A 15,690-nucleotide genomic window follows, 5' to 3' on the forward strand; every position below is an offset into this window, starting at 1 on the left:
TTCACATAAGACTATGTGATCGAAGCCACGAATGACCAATGCACTGGTGATATGGATCGCATTCAGTAAGCCTTAGTGGCACCGATTCGGTGTTCGGCATCACGAATTCAATTCCTCGCCCCGATGATTGCTACCGGGGTTGGTGGTTGTTTCGACTCGTCCTTATGGATCGCATTCAGTAAGCCTTAATGGCACCGATTCGGTGTTCGGCATCACGAATTCAATTCCTCGCCCCGATGATTGCTACCGGGGTTGGTGGTTGTTTCGACTCGTCCTTTACGCTAGTAGGTAATGATGACACGTAGAGACGCGGCCATTGCGTTGGATATCCCCCTAGAAATGGCGAAGAAGCACGGCATTCCTGGCAAGATCAGTGAGGCTGACTTCCAAGAATTAAACGCCAATCCCCCGGCGTGGTTAGCTCAGTCGCGCGCAAATCGCACCGGCAAGCGCCCTGTTTGGGTGCACCTTGTCTGCGAGGTATGCGGTACCGAGGACTATGAGCGTCCAAAGAAGTGGTGGCCTACCTTCGACTTTGTCCACTGCAATATCCACTCCCCGGCACAGCTTCCCAAACTGGAAGCGGGAAAAACCCGGGTGGAATATCAAGATATTTCAGCGCGGATGTTCGGCATCGTCGACGAAGACTAGAACATTCGCACAAAGCCACGGTGATGGCACGAAAAATTCGTGCCATCACCGTGGCTTCGTTTTTACCTGCTCGATTTTAACTAGTCACTCACGTGAATCATGCCATGTGCACCCTTCTCGGCATCGGACATGTAATGGGTGACGAAAGGATAGTTTCCGGCCTCGGGAAGACTCAACTCCACGAAACCGCCCTGGGCTGGGGCCAGCGCCAGAGCCTGCGAACCACCACTGGATTTGTCCTTGGCATTCAGAAGATAGTTACCTTCAAAGAAGACCGAGTCGAATTGGCCGCCGACCACGTGGAAAGAGCTAGGTCTATTTGGTCCCGCATCTAATACCCAAATACGAATTTTTTCACCGGTCTTGACCTGCAGTGGATCAAATCCGTATTGGTTGGCGTAACCGTTAAAGACCACTAGGTCAGGGTTCTGGGTGGCGATCTTGTCCACGTTCACGGTTTCGCCCTGAGCGCCCAGATAATATTCGGACTGAACCATCACAAATGATTTGTCCACCTGTGGCAGATCCTCAGGTTCGATGATCACAGCCCCGAACATGCCGTTGGCGATATGGGAGCTCATCGGTTCAGTGGAACAGTGATACATCCAAATACCCGATTTGGTGGCGGTAAACGTGTAGGTCAATTCTTCACCTGGTGCGATGGTCTTCATCGGTTCATCGGGTGCGAGGGAACCAGCATGGAAATCAATCGAGTGGCCCATCGTTCCATCGTTGTACAAGGTGATCTCAAAGGTGTCCCCTACCCGGCCGTGCAGTGTTGGCCCGGGGGCGGTGCCGTTGAAGGTCCACAGCATCTGGGTGTATCCCGGGGCAACTTCAGCTTCCAGCTCGCTGACCGTGAACTTCGCTTTGTGTACCGTGGGCTGGCCGTTGTTTTTAGGTAGTGGTTCCAGCACCGGATTGTCAGCGGTGAAGTCATCGGCAGGCTTTGCCGACAAATCAAGTCCTCCGGCTTCCGACGTAGTTCCGGAGGAATGGTCCATCCCGGACATGCTGCTGTGATCGTTAGAATCGGGCTGAGTAGTCGCGTTGTCGTTGTTACCACCGGTGGCTACGATGTGCAGGACCATGCCCATTTGACGGTGTCCAACGATAGAGCACCAGCCTTCCATATCGGAGCTGATCACCCCGGCGTCTACCTCGGCGCTCTCCCCCGGTGCCAGCCGCCCCGAATCAGCGCCGTTGGCCAGTACCAGGTCGTGAACCTGGGAAGAATCGGTATTGGTCAGCTTTATGACCAGTCGGGTACCTGCCTCTACTTCTATCTGCGATGGGGTGAAACGCATATCTTGAGCGCTCACCTCCACGGTCTTCACCGGCGCGTTCTCATCACTCATTTCCGTGGTCTGCTGCGCGGTAGCCGAGACGGGTTCGCGTAGTCCTGCCGCTGCCGGATCAAGGGCAACGCCCACACTGACAGCCAAGACCACTGCCATGAACCCAGCCGCGGCCTGCCCCAAGCGTTGCTCCCTGGGGCGCGCACCCTCGGGTTCTACCGGGGTGCGGTCCTTGGCCGGCCGCGTCGCAGCCGTGGCGAGCCCATCTTTCTTTGCCACTCGATGGGCTTTGAGCGCACCAAAGAGCACCACAAGGAAGGACGCCATGGCGAATAGGTACAGCACCGAAGCCAAGACTCGTACCAACGAAGAGACCGGCAGGGCGCAGACAAGCAGTGCGGTATTGGCCATGCTTACGCGCCAGGAGGCACCACGATCAAAGTAAGTCGCGGTGGCGCGTACCGCTCGTGGTCCCCCGCCGAGAGCCACGGGAATGAGATAGGACAGTGCACCGAGCAAGATTTGAGCGGCGAAACCAGCCACAAGATAGGGTGCGACCGTATCCAGGACCCCACCCATGACCACCGAATCGTCGCTCACGAGCAAGCCGTAAACGGTCCACGCCAGCGTGCCGATCCACCAGCTAACAGCCCCGAGCACGGACAGAGTGGCGAAGCTGCGTGGCGGCTTGGCCTTGGCAGCATAAATAAACGGTGCTGTCATGACACCTAGCCCCGCCAGATAAACCACTACTCCAGCGGCTGCCACCAGCAATAATCCGGTAGCCGCGCCACCTGCGGCGACCAACACACCAGCAATGAGAATTGGAAGCGCCCGTCGTAGGCGCAAGGCCGCGTTGGGCGCAATTTTGGTGCGAAGCATCGTTGGCCACAACGTGATCAAGGTGCCGGCCACGGTCAACCCCACCCAACCAAGGAGGTTGATCAGCGCGTGGGCGAGCATCATGCGTTCATGCAAAGGAGATGGCAGCGAGGTCGATAACCAGGTGCCTAGTCCCGCACCGATGGGAAGAAAACAGGCTGCGGCAATGTAGTAACGCACGCTGGGGTTGTAGGGGGAAGGTAGCGAGCCCTTCAATCGACGGTAAAGCCAGATCGCATGCCACAGGGCAGCTGTTGCAATGCTCGTTGCTCCGATGAGGGTCACCGGCCAGAATTCGCTGAGCACACCAATGACGACGAGCACCGCGCCACCATTCATCAAGCTCAGGCGAAATGATTGTGCTCGTCGGGATGAGGCGGTGACGGCGAGCTTAAGCAATGCCGTAGCAAAGTACTGGGACCAAACTAGGATTGCATGCGACAGGGCCCCGAGCATGAGCAGGTGAATGAGCAACCAACGGGGTGCCGGAAGCTGCCGGTGAGCCAATGCCACAGCCACAACCAAGATCAACCAGATCGCTGTGGGCAGATCTCGAAGTGGCCAGAAGCCACGGTTGGAAACCTTGTTCGGTGCCGACCCAGAACCGAGCTGGATGTTCATGAAGTAAGAGCCTTCTTCCCGTGGTCAATAAAGCTGTAGATTGCGGAGCCGGCTGCTATCAGTAGAAAGAGCAACAGTGCTATCACGTTGAGCACTCCGCCGATCTGCCAGGCCAGATGCAGCCCCAGTCCATCGCCGAGCCAAAGCCTGATAATCAGCCCAAGGTGTAAGAGCAGCGCCGGGACCCACATCGCTTGTCGGTAGGGCAGTTTAATGGCCAATACTGCCGGCAGGATGGTGGATGCATGAGCCATGATCATTGACAGAACAAACCCGAGGAATACCGCGTGAATGACTGTGTCATATCTGGCTGTCGTATTCGGGTAGCCCAGCATCCAAGTCACCGCTGCGATGAAAAGCCAAAAATACCCGCTGAGCAGGCAGGCTGCCATGAAGCGTGGTGCGCCAGTGGACTTGATGGTTCTGCGTGCGACATCGTTAACCACTAGCCAAAGCACCTGCGCGGCCAAAGCTAATCCGAACAGGATGGTTCCGACATTGAGAAACAGTGCCGTGGTCGCCGAAGCTGCCAGGAGCGCAAGGGCGAGAACGGGTGCCAGAGTTTCTGCTCGACGGCCAAGTTGCACTCGGGCCAACTCGACACGTTCTCCTGCGATAGTTGCAACCACGAAGGTGGTCATCCACGGAAGTAACAACGGGATGGACACACCACCGGCCCACAGCACCACAGCTGCTAAACCTGCGCAGGATCCGAGCATTTGAATCAATACCGCATCGGCGCGTTGGCGCCGCCACAAAGGGACGTAGATGCCGAGCATTCCCGTCATGCCGGTAATGAGCAGCGAGCTGGTGACCCATTCGGGCACCGCAAACAACGCGCTCGCTCCACCTAGGACCAAAAGAATTGGCGCAAGGTAACCTGCCGGCTTAGCCAGTGCCACGGCACGTTCCAAGCAGATCAGCGCGCCCACGAAGCCGTAAACCATGACCAGTCCGTGGGCCGAGGCCCAGTCCGCGTTGGGCACGGGAGCTGGCACATCCAGCAGTAGCAGCGCGGCATCTAGCCCAGCTAAGAGGCAGAGTCCTGCCGGGAGCATCAGCATCCAACGCCAGCGTCCGGCTCGTTGACTGCGTTTAGTTTTTGTTGTTTGTGTGGCCAGGTTGTTCATCGGCTAGATTTCCGGGGTTTCTTCAGGTGAAGGATGCAGCTTCGATTCGCTCCGGCAAAAGGATTGAGCTGCACATCGCTAGCGTCCTGCCCTTGGGATTCGACAAGTCCTCGGACCATGCCCAGATGAACGTTGCAGACAATTTGTTGGTTTTCGGCCACTGCGCCCAGCAGCGGACAAGAATGTAGGGTCAAACTACCGTCGGTTGGATTGCTTTCGGGTGAAAATCCCAGCTCGTCAAGTGATAGCTGTATGAGATCTGGTGAAGTGGGTCTCTGTTGTAGTCGGGTGATGGAATCAGCCCAGCGCTTTCCAGCCGCGATACTTACACTCGCCGGATCTTTGGCAGTCGCTGCAATTTCTCCGGCGAGCGCAGAGGCCAGTTGCGCAAAAGGGGCCTGAACTTGCGGAACAGCATTCCACAACCATGCTGGCCTACCTTTGCCTTTAGCAGGCGCTGGGCGCCGGTTGAGATACCCATCAGCGTGCAATGCTTCTAGATGTGCTCGGACAGTGTTTTCGTGAAGTCCTGTTTTTTGCACTACCCAGTTCAGGTTGACACCTTCAGTCTGGGGCTCAATCAAGCGCAGGATCTCTTCTCGGGTGGCCGAATGGATGCGGCCTGCGCTGCTACGCCGTACTTGGCGCAGAGGATCTTTAGAACTCATCAATCGATACCTTTTCACGCGAGATTTCACCCAACATATTTTCCACTGAGTTAAGTGTAATAAAATGATTCTCGTCATGCCACGCAGAGTGGCAAGTGAAACACGGCATTGATTTCCGTGGGTCTAAGAGGAGGAAGTTCATGGCAGAATTCATTGAAATTTCGTCGAGCAAGGAAGAAGCTGCAAAGGCGGCCCCTGGCGGCACCTGTGCTTGTGGAGGGCATGACGAAGACCTTCCCCTACTGGATGTTCAGACCATCCCGCACGCGATACGCCACGCCGCCATCTTCGGTGCGCTTGATTCAATTCGCCCGGGTTCAGGAATCGTGCTGTCGGCTACCCACAATCCGTTGCCCCTGTTGGCACAATTGCAAGCTCGCAGCCCCGAAGCTTTTGAGATTAGCTATCTCGAAGAGGGCCCGGATACTTGGAAGATTAAATTTGTGCGCAACTAAGTGCCATGACAAAAGCCACCGTTGTGGTTCAACAATTGTTGAACCACAACGGTGGCTTTTAGTGTTTAGTCACTAGCCGACCTGGGTAGGATCCCAGGCGCTGGATCGTGCAGAGTCAATGGTAGCTTGGCCTAGGACACGGCTACCTTGATAGACCACCATGGTCTGCCCTGGAGCGACTCCTCGCATCCCTTCAGGAAGGTTAACTACCAAGTTGTCCTGGCCGTCTTCGGTACGCTCCATATGTGCCACGGCTTGAACGGGATCGCCATGAGCGCGAACCTGCACCATGCAGTCGAACTTCTCACCGGTAAATACTTCAGCGATGGGAACACCAGCCCAGGAGATACGAATTCCCCGCAACTGATCAACGGCGAGCAAAGCCTCCGGACCAACGATTACCTTGTTGTCCTTCGGACGGATCTCCAAGACGAAGCGCGGCTTACCATCAGCTGCCGGGCGCCCTAGTCGCAGGCCCTTACGCTGACCCACGGTGAATGCTTGGGCGCCTTCGTGTTGACCCAGTGCGTTGCCCTCGTGGTCGACGATCTCGCCTGGCTTCATTTCGATGCGCTCTGCCAGCCAGCCACGGGTATCACCATCGGGGATGAAGCAAATATCGTAGCTATCTGGCTTATTGGCCACCGTCAGGCCACGAGCTTCGGCTTCGGCACGTACTTCGGCCTTTGATGGTGTTTCGGCCAGAGGGAACATGCAGTGTTCCAACTGTTCGCGAGTTAGTACGCCCAAAACGTAGGATTGATCCTTGGCCCAGTCAGCTGCGCGATGCAATTCTGGTGCGCCATCTTCGTCGCGCAAAACCTTGGCGTAGTGACCGGTACAGACCGCGTCAAAGCCCAGTGCCAGAGCCTTCTCCAGAAGTGCTGCGAACTTGATCTTCTCGTTACAACGCATACAAGGATTGGGGGTACGTCCAGCTTCGTATTCGTCCACGAAGTCTTGGACAACGTCTTCGGCAAATCGATCCGAGAAGTCCCACACGTAGAACGGGATGCCCAACTTGTCGCAGGCACGCCACGCATCGTTGGAGTCTTCCACCGTGCAGCAGCCACGCGAACCTGTACGCAGGGTGCCTGGCATGCGCGAGAGTGCCAGGTGTACGCCGACGACATCGTGGCCGGCTTCTACTGCGCGGGCTGCGGCTACCGCCGAGTCCACGCCTCCGGACATCGCTGCTAGTACCTTCATCGTGTAAAACCTGTTCCTGCCGTGTGGATACTGCTTTCATCGGCTGCCATGCCAGCCTTCTTTGCCCTTGCATATGCTTCGGGCAAAGCGTCTATTAATGCGTCAACGTCAGAACGCGTCGAAGTATGCCCCAATGTGAAGCGTTGCACACTTCTTGCACTTCTTGCATCACGCCCCATAGCCAGCAAAACATGTGACGGTTGGGGAACGCCAGCGGTGCATGCGGAGCCAGTTGATGAAGCAATGCCAAACATATCCAAGAGGAAGAGTAAGGAGTCACCCTCACATTCTGGGAATGTGAAATGAAGATTCCCAGGAAGTCGTTTCCCTTCATTGGCTGCATCGCGTGGACCGTTGAACACTGCTTCAGGAATCAACTGGGTAATGCGTTGCACCGCATATTCACGAAGCTCACTCAATCGAGAAGCTTCCTCGCTCAGTTGTGCACGAACGGCTGTGGCAGCGGCAGCAAAACCAGCGGCACTTGCAGCGTTCAATGTCCCCGAACGTAATTTCCGCTCATGCCCACCACCGTGTTGCACGGGGGTAAGCACAATGTCTCGACGCACCAGCAATCCACCAATTCCAACCGGCCCACCGATTTTATGGGCGCTAATGGCCATGGTGGCAAGGTTGGATTCAGCAAAATTCACGTCCACTGCACCGAAAGCTTGTACCGCATCCGAGTGCACGGGAATACCGTATTGGGATGCTAATGCAGCAAACTCGGCTACCGGTTGCACCGTACCAACTTCATTATTGGCCCACATCAAGGTGGCCAGCGCAATTTGCTCGTGCTGTTGTTCCAGCAGTAATGCCGTAGCTTCAAGATCGATGACTCCGTCATGATCAACCGGGAGCCAGAGCAACGTTGCGTTTTCGTGTTCTTCGAGCCACATTGCAGTATCCAAAACTGCGTGGTGCTCGATTCCGGTGAGCGCGATGGTACGTGCCTGGTCGTTAGTCGCAACACGGTTCCAGAACAGGCCTTTGAGAGCCAAATTGTCAGATTCAGTGCCGCCCGAAGTGAAAATCAGTTCGCTCAGGTGCGCGCCAGCAGCCTGGGCAACGGCGAGTCGGGCATCATCTACGACTCGGTTGGCGCGACGTCCGGCACCATGCAAAGACGAAGGATTTCCGGTCAGCGCATACTGCTCGGTGATGGCAGCCAAAGCTGCAGGATTCAGATCTGTGGTTGCCGCGTGATCTAAATAAACGGCGGAAGTATTCATAGCTCTTTAATGGTACGGCTTTACAGTCACTCGTTTGAATGGCCAATACGTGTGAATTGGCCAACCTCAATGGTTTCAAGGTTGGGGTTTTTCAGTACTGCTTCGATGAGGGATGCTGGTCCGCCAAGGATCGTGCAGTCATCGTAGGGCTCGGTCGAGAGCATCCAACGATGATCGGCGCTAAACGCCAATGCCGGCCGCTGACGTTGTGCGCCATCCGCTGTTTGGGCCCACAGCGGTTCTGCCAAGAACTGCGCATCCGCCTCGAACAAATGATAGTTCCGGTAGCCTCCGCCAAGTTCCAGTGGAGCAGAGTTCAAAACTTCGGGGCCAAAGGCTGGTTTCTGGGCGTGGGCCAAAGCAGTTTCGTACGCCTCACGGTTCTCTTCATCGCTCAACGTCGGATCCGGTTCTTGCTCAATCTGGATTCTTTCGCCGCCCTCAATGAACGCATACCCAGCCCAAAGGCCGACAACGTACTTCTGGTCTTCCGGCTCGTCGACAGTGAGGGTATCAATCAGCGATTGCCATTGATCTTCCGGAAGTTGGTCCAACGGCAAATCTGTATCAACCCAGGCGTCCTCTTCTACCGGGTCACCTTGCGCGTCCAAACCAGCCACAGTTTCAAACAAATCGGCAGCAGTGATGATGTGGTTGCGGCTCTTGGCAACAGTGCCCCAGCTGACCAATTGATCGTCTTCATCCAGTGCCGGGTGCAGAATGCGGACGTAACGTTCGTAACCTACTGGTACCTGAGCCACCACGGTCGAAGGATCCGCCGAAGAGCAAGCCAAAGCGACCCATTGGCCCTGTTCGGCTGAAATATGTGAAAACTGCATGCTCTTAGCCTATCGAGGTCTCGGAACGAAATCTGCTTTGGGTGTGTGGTCGGTGGTATGAATGAATAAATACTTCGTGACCCGCGACGTTTAATTGCAAAGGGAGTTTTCATCGATGTTCATGCCTGAGCTACTAGAACCCATCCATGAGTTTTCTCGGCAAACCATCGATTTCTCCCGAAAAATTGCCATCATGGCGGTGATCAACCGCACCCCCGATTCTTTCTACGATGCTGGCTCTACTTTCGGACTCGATGAGGCAGTGAACGCTGCATTACAAGCCATCGAAGACGGCGCCGACTGGGTTGATATTGGCGGAGTCCCCTTCTCCCCTGGCCCAGAACTGGCATGGCAGGAAGAGGCTGAGCGAATTGTTCCAGTCATCAAAGCCGTCCGCGAACGCAGCAATGCAATTATTTCCGCAGATACTTTCCAGCCACAGGTGGCACAAGCAGCCATTGAGGCAGGCGCAGATGTCATCAATGACACGACGGGCTTGGCCTACCCTGAATTGGCGGAAGTGGTTGCCAAAAATAACGTGCATCTGGTGATTACTCATTCTCTGGCAAAGCCCCGAACAATTTATCCACGACCGCACTACGAGGACGTGGTTGCGGAAATACGTCAGTATTTGCAGGACAAGGTTCACGTGGCTATCGATGCTGGCATTTCGCCGTCGAAAATCATCGTGGACCCAGGCCACGATCTCAACAAGAACACACGACACACACTTGAGATCACTAAAAACTTCCAGGCCTTCGCTGATTTAGGTTTCCCCGCGCTTGCCGCCGTTTCAAATAAAGATTTCATCGGCGAAACCTTGAATCTGCCCAAGGCTGAACGCACGCTGGGTTCCATGGTGGCTGCCACGATTTGTGCCATGAACGGCGCCCGGATTCTGCGCATGCACAACATCCCCGAGTCCTTGCAAACCGTTCGATTGATCGAAGCCACCCAGGGTTGGCGCGAACCGGCCTACCAGATCCACAATATGGGTGATGTGAATCCTCCTGCTCATCCCGAGCGAGAACCTAGCAAGTAAAAGGAACGATACCGATGCGCGCACTACTGCCAGAATCAAGTATTGACGTTACCGACGAGCAATTACTGGATCGCTACAACAGTGCCCAACGACCGTTTGTACGCTTCAATTTTGTCAGCTCCATCGATGGCAGTGCCCAAGCCGATGGTTTGTCCGCAAAATTAGGTTCCGAGGGAGATCAGCGAATTTTCGCCCTGCTTCGTCGCCTGGCTGATGTCATCGTCGTTGGTGCCGGCACTGTTCGTGCCGAGGGCTATGAGGGAGACCTGGTTTCAGAACAAGACCAGCAATGGCGCCTCGCTCATGGACGAACCGCTCATCCTGCTTTGGCATTAATCTCTGCTGGTCTTCATTTGGAACCAACTGCAGAAATCTTCAAACAGTCTGCAGTCCCAGTCATGGTCTTTACCACCGTTGATCTTTCTGATGAGAAACGTGATTCCTATGGAAAAAACGTCGAGTTAATTCAAGTTGGGTCGTTGGAAGAAGGATGCGATCCCAAGGAGATTGTTGAGCAGCTAAACCGTCGTGGTTTGGGTTTCATTCATTGTGAGGGTGGACCGCACATTTTCGGACAGTTTGCTGCTGCAGGCATGGTGGACTCAGCTTGTCTTAGTTACTCACCTGTTCTCGTAGCTGGCGAGGGAATGCGCATTTCAGCGTATAGCCAGCAGACCTTCCAACGCTTTAGCTTGAATTCGTTGTTGGAGGAAGAGAGTATGCTTTTCTGCGACTATCGGATCAATCAATAAGTTCAATTGCTCCCGGGAGTACTCGAACATCAAAGTTGCCCGTCCCCACATATTCGCCGTCTGAGTAACTGTCTTGTTGGGTTTTCACGCGCGCTGCGGACAACTGCTGGCTAACCTTCCAACGGTGAGAATCTCCACGCAAGATTTTCCCAAGTGATGGCAGCACAGGAAGTACTCTCGTGCCTTTGACCATGCTCAGTTCCACAGTTCCGTCCATAAAGTTGGATTTCGGAAATAGTCGAATTCCACCGCCTAAGGTTTGGATATTTGCAATGCTTGCCGCCAAAGCCTGACCTTCAAATGTCAGTGTCTCGGTGGTTACCATGCTGTAGAAACTTTTCAACTTTGGCAGTGAAAGCAGCAGTCCGACAATATATCTGAGCGCTCCGAGTTGCCTTGGCAATTTGTTAGCGGCGGCATTAATCTTTGCCTCGGCGCCCCAAGAAACTGCGCCAATGGCGTATTTCGCTGAGTACGCCGAATCCTCGAAGCGTAATTCCAGGACATCAACCTTCACGGTGTTTCCACCATGGCGACAGTAGCTAACGATCCTTTCAAAAGTCTCGGCTCGATTATGATGTCCCAGCATCCTCCAAAGGTCATTGCCACTTCCCGCCGGCAGTATTCCAACTGGAATTCTGGTACCGACAATGTATGGAAGCGTCCGATGGATCAGCCCATCTCCGCCCACAACAACGATTGCTCGACACCCCACTGGTGTTCTCTGGTGATCCTTCTCAATAGGGTTTGAGGCGTCTATCAATTCGCTGTCCACACCAACCGCAGACAGCGATGAAGCCAAGTCTTGGGCGCGCTGTCGACCGACGCCGCGTCCGGCCAACGGATGGAAAACAATGCGGACTTTCCCGCCCTGTTCAAAGGTCATCATGAGAATAGAGATTACTGAGGTGGAGCGCACATCCCAATTATTTGTCAGGCTCTATTAGCTAAACTGGAATGCACTGGCACACTGCCTTCACTTCCGAGAGGACCTATCTGGACTATGAGCACACCGAGCCCGTACGAAATCCTTGGTGTTTCTTCATCAGCCAGTATGGAAGAGATCAAAATTGCCTATCGTCGAGCCGCTAGGGCAACACATCCTGATCTAGGCGGTAGTGAGGAAAAATTTCGGCAAGTTCAGCAGGCCTTCCAAGACCTTAGCGATCTGGCGAATCCTTTGGAACATGACCAGACTTTCCAACGGCCAGGAGACGCGCCACGAGCTGGCTTCTCGGCCCGCCCATTTGATGAACGACTGCGGAAATCGCCCCAGCAGCCAAAAGCTCAAATGTCCACGGAATACGTCCCGCCATTGTCTGATGCCTCCTTCACGGCACTGAGCAAGGAGCTCTCTGCACAAAAGATCCATGGAGAACCTCGTAAACGTGGCTTCTTTTCTAACAAGGCACGACTGGTACGTGAAGCAAACACCATCAATTTGCTCAGCAAGAACGTACTCAACGTCCTGCCTGCTGCTCGTCTGATTAACGGCCTCGTGTCACCGCATGGAGGCCACTACGACCATGTGCTTGTTGCCGGATATCGCATGGCGGTCATCAATACGATGACGTTGCCAGAGGGCTACTACTCTTTCGACGGCAATGTATTGCGTCATGGAAACAAATTGACTCAACCTCCTGCTTTCTCCATTTCAGCTCTCCAACAAAGCTACATGCAGATGAACGTCGTTGCATTCACATTAGTCTTGTCTCCCAATGGCAACCGACACGAGCCAGTGGTCGACTATCACCGCAACGCTAATCCAACTCTTGAAACGACACCCAACGTGTTGAATGCTGCCGGCCTCGTCAGAGAGCTCAAGTTGTTCTTAGGCTCAGGTCCTACACCAAATGTTGTCGACCGCATGGCGATTGCTCGTCTACGTGAGGCGATGTACTGAGTTCAATGGCGAGAAAGCGTCCGATCACCGCTTAAACTAGTTAAGTGTTTCGTATCGTATTCAACGCCCCAGAGATCCCGGGTAATTCCGGAAACGCCATTCGTCTATCAGCCATTACCGGTGCCGAGCTACATCTAGTTAAGCCACTAGGCTTCAATTTCGAAGATGCAAACCTGCGTCGCGCAGGGTTGGACTATCATGACTTAGCTAATGTCACGGTCCATGAAAATCTCGATGCTGCCTTTGAAGCACTTGGTGAGGGTCGTGTCTTTGCCTTTACATCTGAAGGCAAAAAACTCTACACGGATCTTAGCTATGATCCCAGCGATATCTTCCTATTCGGTAAAGAGTCAGTCGGACTTAGCTCCGAAGACAAGAAACATCCACGAGTCACCAACTTGGTACGACTGCCCATGCTCGAAGGAAGACGATCACTGAATCTAGCGAATACCGCATCGATCGTGACCTACGAGGCTTGGCGCCAACACGGATTTGCGGGCGCATAAAGTACCAGCATTCAACTGCCCCGTATACAGCTTTACCTAATCTTTATAAAGTAGGCTCTTACTGTGCCCGTGTTTCTACGGGTATTGAACTATGCCGACGACCTTTCGGGAGAATCCAAGACAATGAACGGTAGCCATTCCCAGCACCACGACGAGCCTCAGGACGAAGACCTGGGACTAGATCTGGTGAGCCATGTGGCCAGCAGTTCTCGAGCTGAACGAAAAACCAGACCACGACGCTGGATTTTCGCTGTCGTAGGCGTTGTCATCATCGCCATTCTGGCTTTAGTGATCGTCTCCCTACTCAATGGCGGAACCAAGGCATCCAAGGCTTCGAAAGCCAGCGACGCTGTCACAGAAGTCGTTGATCTCAAGAGTGGCGGCCACGCTAGCCTCAGTAGCTCGAAGTCAGAAAACGCCATAGGCGTAGAACTAACTTCTTTGCCACAGTTGGAAGAATCTGAGCAGTATGTTGCCTGGGCCATCCACGAATCGGGATCCGTGACGGTTATTACCAAGACCAATGGCGAGGATGCTTCGGCAGGGTACTCACCTGCCGATGACATTATTGCCATTCACATCACCGTCGAGAGCTCAAATACTCCTGCGGCTCCTTCCGAAGATACAGAAGCTTCGGTAGACCTACCGCTGAACAAGGATTCCAGCGCGGAACCTAGCCAAGGTTCGTAGCTGAACATCCGATTCACAACAATAAAGGTGCCTGTGACCATTGAGGAAAATTTCCTCTATGGTCACAGGCACCTTTTGAGTTTCAAGTAAAACGCCGTCAGAATCCCGCGATAGTATCGTCAGCATTCACCGCAACGAGATGGAACGCTTCAGCCAAACGGCGTTCAGCAAACTGAGCACGTTGACCGTTAGCAGAGCACTGTTGGTGCACGAACCGCTCCATAGCAGCGACATCAGGATGCTGAGTGAAATGGGCACGCAAAGCGTCCATCTTTTGACCGAAGTAATCCGTGATATCAACGAAACCGTTTTCGCGTTCCCGTGGCGCCCCATAGAGCCATAGCCAAGGCACCTTGTACGCTTCCAGGCCTTCTTCACGAAGCAGTTCCGGGTAAGCGAACGGGTTCTCCACCGCCGGATAGATTGCGCGCGTTACTGCCTCGCCACACGCTAAATGATCTGGATGCGAACGTTGGATACGGTCCCAATTTCGTTCTGGATGCATCGCCATCACGATGCTCGGCTTCACCTCACGGATCAACCGGACAACTTTTCGAATGACGTCGTGGCTAGGTTCTAGATAACCGTCGCGTTCTCCTAAGAAGTGTACGGTTTTCACACCTACCTTAAGCGCAGCCTGCTCCTGCTCAGCATGGCGCAAAAGGGCAGTTTCTTGTGGATCCCTATCATCAAAACCACCGGCATCACCATCGGTCATGATGCAGTACTGCACCTCGATACCGGCGGCCGTAAATGCAGCAATAGTGCCGGCTGCACCGAAGTCCAGATCATCTGGATGTGCGCCAAAGGCGAGGACTCGTTCGGTTTTTTCACCGAAAAATTCAACTGTGTTGATCATGCTTGGCGGCGTCGAATCTCTTCTGCAGCCTGCGGAAGAACCTTGGATAGATCGCCAACAATACCAAAATCAGCAATTTCGAAAACGGGAGCGTCAACGTCCTTATTGATGGCCACGATGCACTTACTGGTCTGCATGCCAGCCTTCTGTTGGATCGCCCCCGAGATACCGGCAGAGATGAACAACTGCGGTGAAACCGTGACACCGGTCTGGCCGATCTGGGCGTCATGGGTGATCCACCCAGCATCTGTCGCCGCACGCGATGCACCAACTGCACCTGCAAGTGCGTCTGCAAGGTCCTCGACTGGGCCAAAGTCCCCGTTAACGCCACGACCGCCGGCAACTACGACGCGTGCTTCGGTCAATTTCGGTCGATCAGAAACAGCTTTCGCTTCGGTGGCAACGACGCGAACTTGCGCTGCCGTAGCAGACTGAATTGCTAAATTCTGAACTTCTAGCTGCTGTCCGGAGCTTTGTGGATCATCGTCAATACTGTTCGGTTTCACCGAGACAAATAACGTTCCACCGGTTGACTGCGCCTGAGCGCTGTAGCTACCAGCCAATTCATCTTTCGTTACTACAAGATCGGTTGCAACGTCTATGGCGTCCGTGATCACTGCGCCATCAAGACGTACCGCCATACGAGCAGCGACTTCTCGGTTGAAATTGTCGTTAGCCACTAAGACTACGTCGGAAGCGCTCTGCTTCACGGCAGCTTCAAGAACTGAAAGTGCGTGATCAACAAATATGTCGCCTTGACTTGGTGCAACGAGAAGCTTGCTCAACCCGTAATTAGCGACGACGTTCTGGGCATCCTGCGAAACCTCAGATGCGACAGCCAACGTGGACTGATCAAAACGCGAAGCAAGGGTGAGCAGTTCTCGTTGTGCCTTGGAAGGAACATCGGAAAGTTCATTGAAAAATACTAGTGCTGAAGGCATGTTCGATATTCC

General features: G+C 54.2%; 16 protein-coding genes. 7 read left to right on the forward strand and 9 right to left on the reverse strand.

All coding sequences use genetic code 11. The annotated features are described in order from the left end of the window. Nucleotides 1-291 precede the first annotated feature (291 nt). Nucleotides 292-651, forward strand: coding sequence for a hypothetical protein (locus tag QMQ05_RS10340; RefSeq protein ID WP_334123208.1), 360 nt, complete (start codon nt 292-294; stop codon nt 649-651). A gap of 80 nt (nt 652-731) precedes the next feature. On the opposite strand, the gene QMQ05_RS10345 is transcribed toward QMQ05_RS10340, so the two are convergent. The 3 genes from QMQ05_RS10345 to QMQ05_RS10355 are packed head-to-tail and all read right to left on the reverse strand — an operon-like array spanning nt 732 to nt 5,280. Then, nucleotides 732-3,452: a multicopper oxidase domain-containing protein gene (locus tag QMQ05_RS10345; protein WP_345469780.1), complete on the reverse strand. Its 2,721-nt coding sequence runs from the start codon at nt 3,450-3,452 to the stop codon at nt 732-734. Then, a complete protein-coding gene (locus QMQ05_RS10350; RefSeq protein WP_345469782.1) occupies nt 3,449-4,582 on the reverse strand; it encodes a hypothetical protein in 1,134 nt (377 codons plus the stop codon). Before QMQ05_RS10350 ends, QMQ05_RS10345 begins: the two co-directional genes overlap by 4 nt. After that, entirely contained in the window at nt 4,579-5,280 is a 702-nt protein-coding gene (locus tag QMQ05_RS10355; RefSeq protein ID WP_345469784.1) for a helix-turn-helix transcriptional regulator, read from the reverse strand. Before QMQ05_RS10355 ends, QMQ05_RS10350 begins: the two co-directional genes overlap by 4 nt. Before the next feature lie 110 nt (nt 5,281-5,390). Between QMQ05_RS10355 and QMQ05_RS10360 the strand changes: the two genes are divergently transcribed. After that, the gene (locus QMQ05_RS10360) at nt 5,391-5,705 is read left to right on the forward strand and encodes a DUF2249 domain-containing protein (RefSeq protein WP_345469786.1); all 315 of its coding nucleotides are present in this window, start codon (nt 5,391-5,393) and stop codon (nt 5,703-5,705) included. 72 nt (nt 5,706-5,777) lie between these two features. On the opposite strand, the gene mnmA is transcribed toward QMQ05_RS10360, so the two are convergent. The 3 genes from mnmA to QMQ05_RS10375 are packed head-to-tail and all read right to left on the reverse strand — an operon-like array spanning nt 5,778 to nt 8,985. Beyond that, complete coding sequence (gene mnmA / locus QMQ05_RS10365) at nt 5,778-6,914, reverse strand: tRNA 2-thiouridine(34) synthase MnmA (RefSeq protein ID WP_345469788.1); 1,137 nt, start codon at nt 6,912-6,914, stop codon at nt 5,778-5,780. Next, on the reverse strand, nt 6,911-8,146 hold the full coding sequence (locus tag QMQ05_RS10370; RefSeq protein WP_345469790.1) for a cysteine desulfurase family protein: 1,236 nt from the start codon (nt 8,144-8,146) through the stop codon (nt 6,911-6,913). The genes mnmA and QMQ05_RS10370 overlap by 4 nt, the downstream gene beginning before the upstream one ends. A gap of 26 nt (nt 8,147-8,172) precedes the next feature. Next, the gene (locus QMQ05_RS10375; RefSeq protein WP_345469792.1) at nt 8,173-8,985 is read right to left on the reverse strand and encodes a hypothetical protein; all 813 of its coding nucleotides are present in this window, start codon (nt 8,983-8,985) and stop codon (nt 8,173-8,175) included. Between the two features lie 115 nt (nt 8,986-9,100). On the opposite strand from QMQ05_RS10375, the gene folP reads away from it, so the two are divergent. Next, nucleotides 9,101-10,027, forward strand: a complete 927-nt coding sequence (folP, locus tag QMQ05_RS10380) for a dihydropteroate synthase (RefSeq protein ID WP_434063138.1) — start codon at nt 9,101-9,103, stop codon at nt 10,025-10,027. Between the two features lie 14 nt (nt 10,028-10,041). Beyond that, a complete protein-coding gene (locus QMQ05_RS10385) occupies nt 10,042-10,779 on the forward strand; it encodes a pyrimidine reductase family protein (protein ID WP_345469796.1) in 738 nt (245 codons plus the stop codon). Here QMQ05_RS10385 and QMQ05_RS10390 read toward each other — a convergent pair. Then, nucleotides 10,769-11,698: a diacylglycerol/lipid kinase family protein gene (locus tag QMQ05_RS10390; protein WP_345469798.1), complete on the reverse strand. Its 930-nt coding sequence runs from the start codon at nt 11,696-11,698 to the stop codon at nt 10,769-10,771. The two genes, QMQ05_RS10385 and QMQ05_RS10390, sit on opposite strands and share 11 nt — an antisense overlap. 135 nt (nt 11,699-11,833) lie before the next feature. Between QMQ05_RS10390 and QMQ05_RS10395 the strand changes: the two genes are divergently transcribed. The 3 genes from QMQ05_RS10395 to QMQ05_RS10405 all read left to right on the forward strand — a co-directional run bounded on the left by QMQ05_RS10395 (nt 11,834) and on the right by QMQ05_RS10405 (nt 13,878). After that, nucleotides 11,834-12,682 carry a J domain-containing protein gene (locus tag QMQ05_RS10395; protein WP_345469800.1) on the forward strand — a complete coding sequence of 283 codons (849 nt, stop codon included), beginning with the start codon at nt 11,834-11,836 and terminating at the stop codon, nt 12,680-12,682. Between the two features lie 44 nt (nt 12,683-12,726). Further along, nucleotides 12,727-13,188 (forward strand): tRNA (cytidine(34)-2'-O)-methyltransferase, encoded by a 462-nt coding sequence (locus QMQ05_RS10400; RefSeq protein ID WP_345469802.1) that lies wholly within the window; start codon nt 12,727-12,729, stop codon nt 13,186-13,188. A 123-nt stretch (nt 13,189-13,311) separates the two neighbouring features. Next, nucleotides 13,312-13,878 (forward strand): anti-sigma factor, encoded by a 567-nt coding sequence (locus QMQ05_RS10405; RefSeq protein WP_334123195.1) that lies wholly within the window; start codon nt 13,312-13,314, stop codon nt 13,876-13,878. A 97-nt stretch (nt 13,879-13,975) separates the two neighbouring features. On the opposite strand, the gene QMQ05_RS10410 is transcribed toward QMQ05_RS10405, so the two are convergent. Together QMQ05_RS10410 and QMQ05_RS10415 are read right to left on the reverse strand one after the other, a co-directional pair. Continuing rightward, on the reverse strand, nt 13,976-14,737 hold the full coding sequence (locus QMQ05_RS10410) for a PIG-L deacetylase family protein (RefSeq protein ID WP_345469805.1): 762 nt from the start codon (nt 14,735-14,737) through the stop codon (nt 13,976-13,978). Beyond that, on the reverse strand, nt 14,734-15,678 hold the full coding sequence (locus QMQ05_RS10415) for an electron transfer flavoprotein subunit alpha/FixB family protein (RefSeq protein ID WP_345469807.1): 945 nt from the start codon (nt 15,676-15,678) through the stop codon (nt 14,734-14,736). Before QMQ05_RS10415 ends, QMQ05_RS10410 begins: the two co-directional genes overlap by 4 nt. Nucleotides 15,679-15,690: the final 12 nt, after the last annotated feature.

The organism is Glutamicibacter sp. B1 (assembly GCF_039602135.1).
Taxonomy (GTDB): domain Bacteria; phylum Actinomycetota; class Actinomycetes; order Actinomycetales; family Micrococcaceae; genus Glutamicibacter; species Glutamicibacter ectropisis.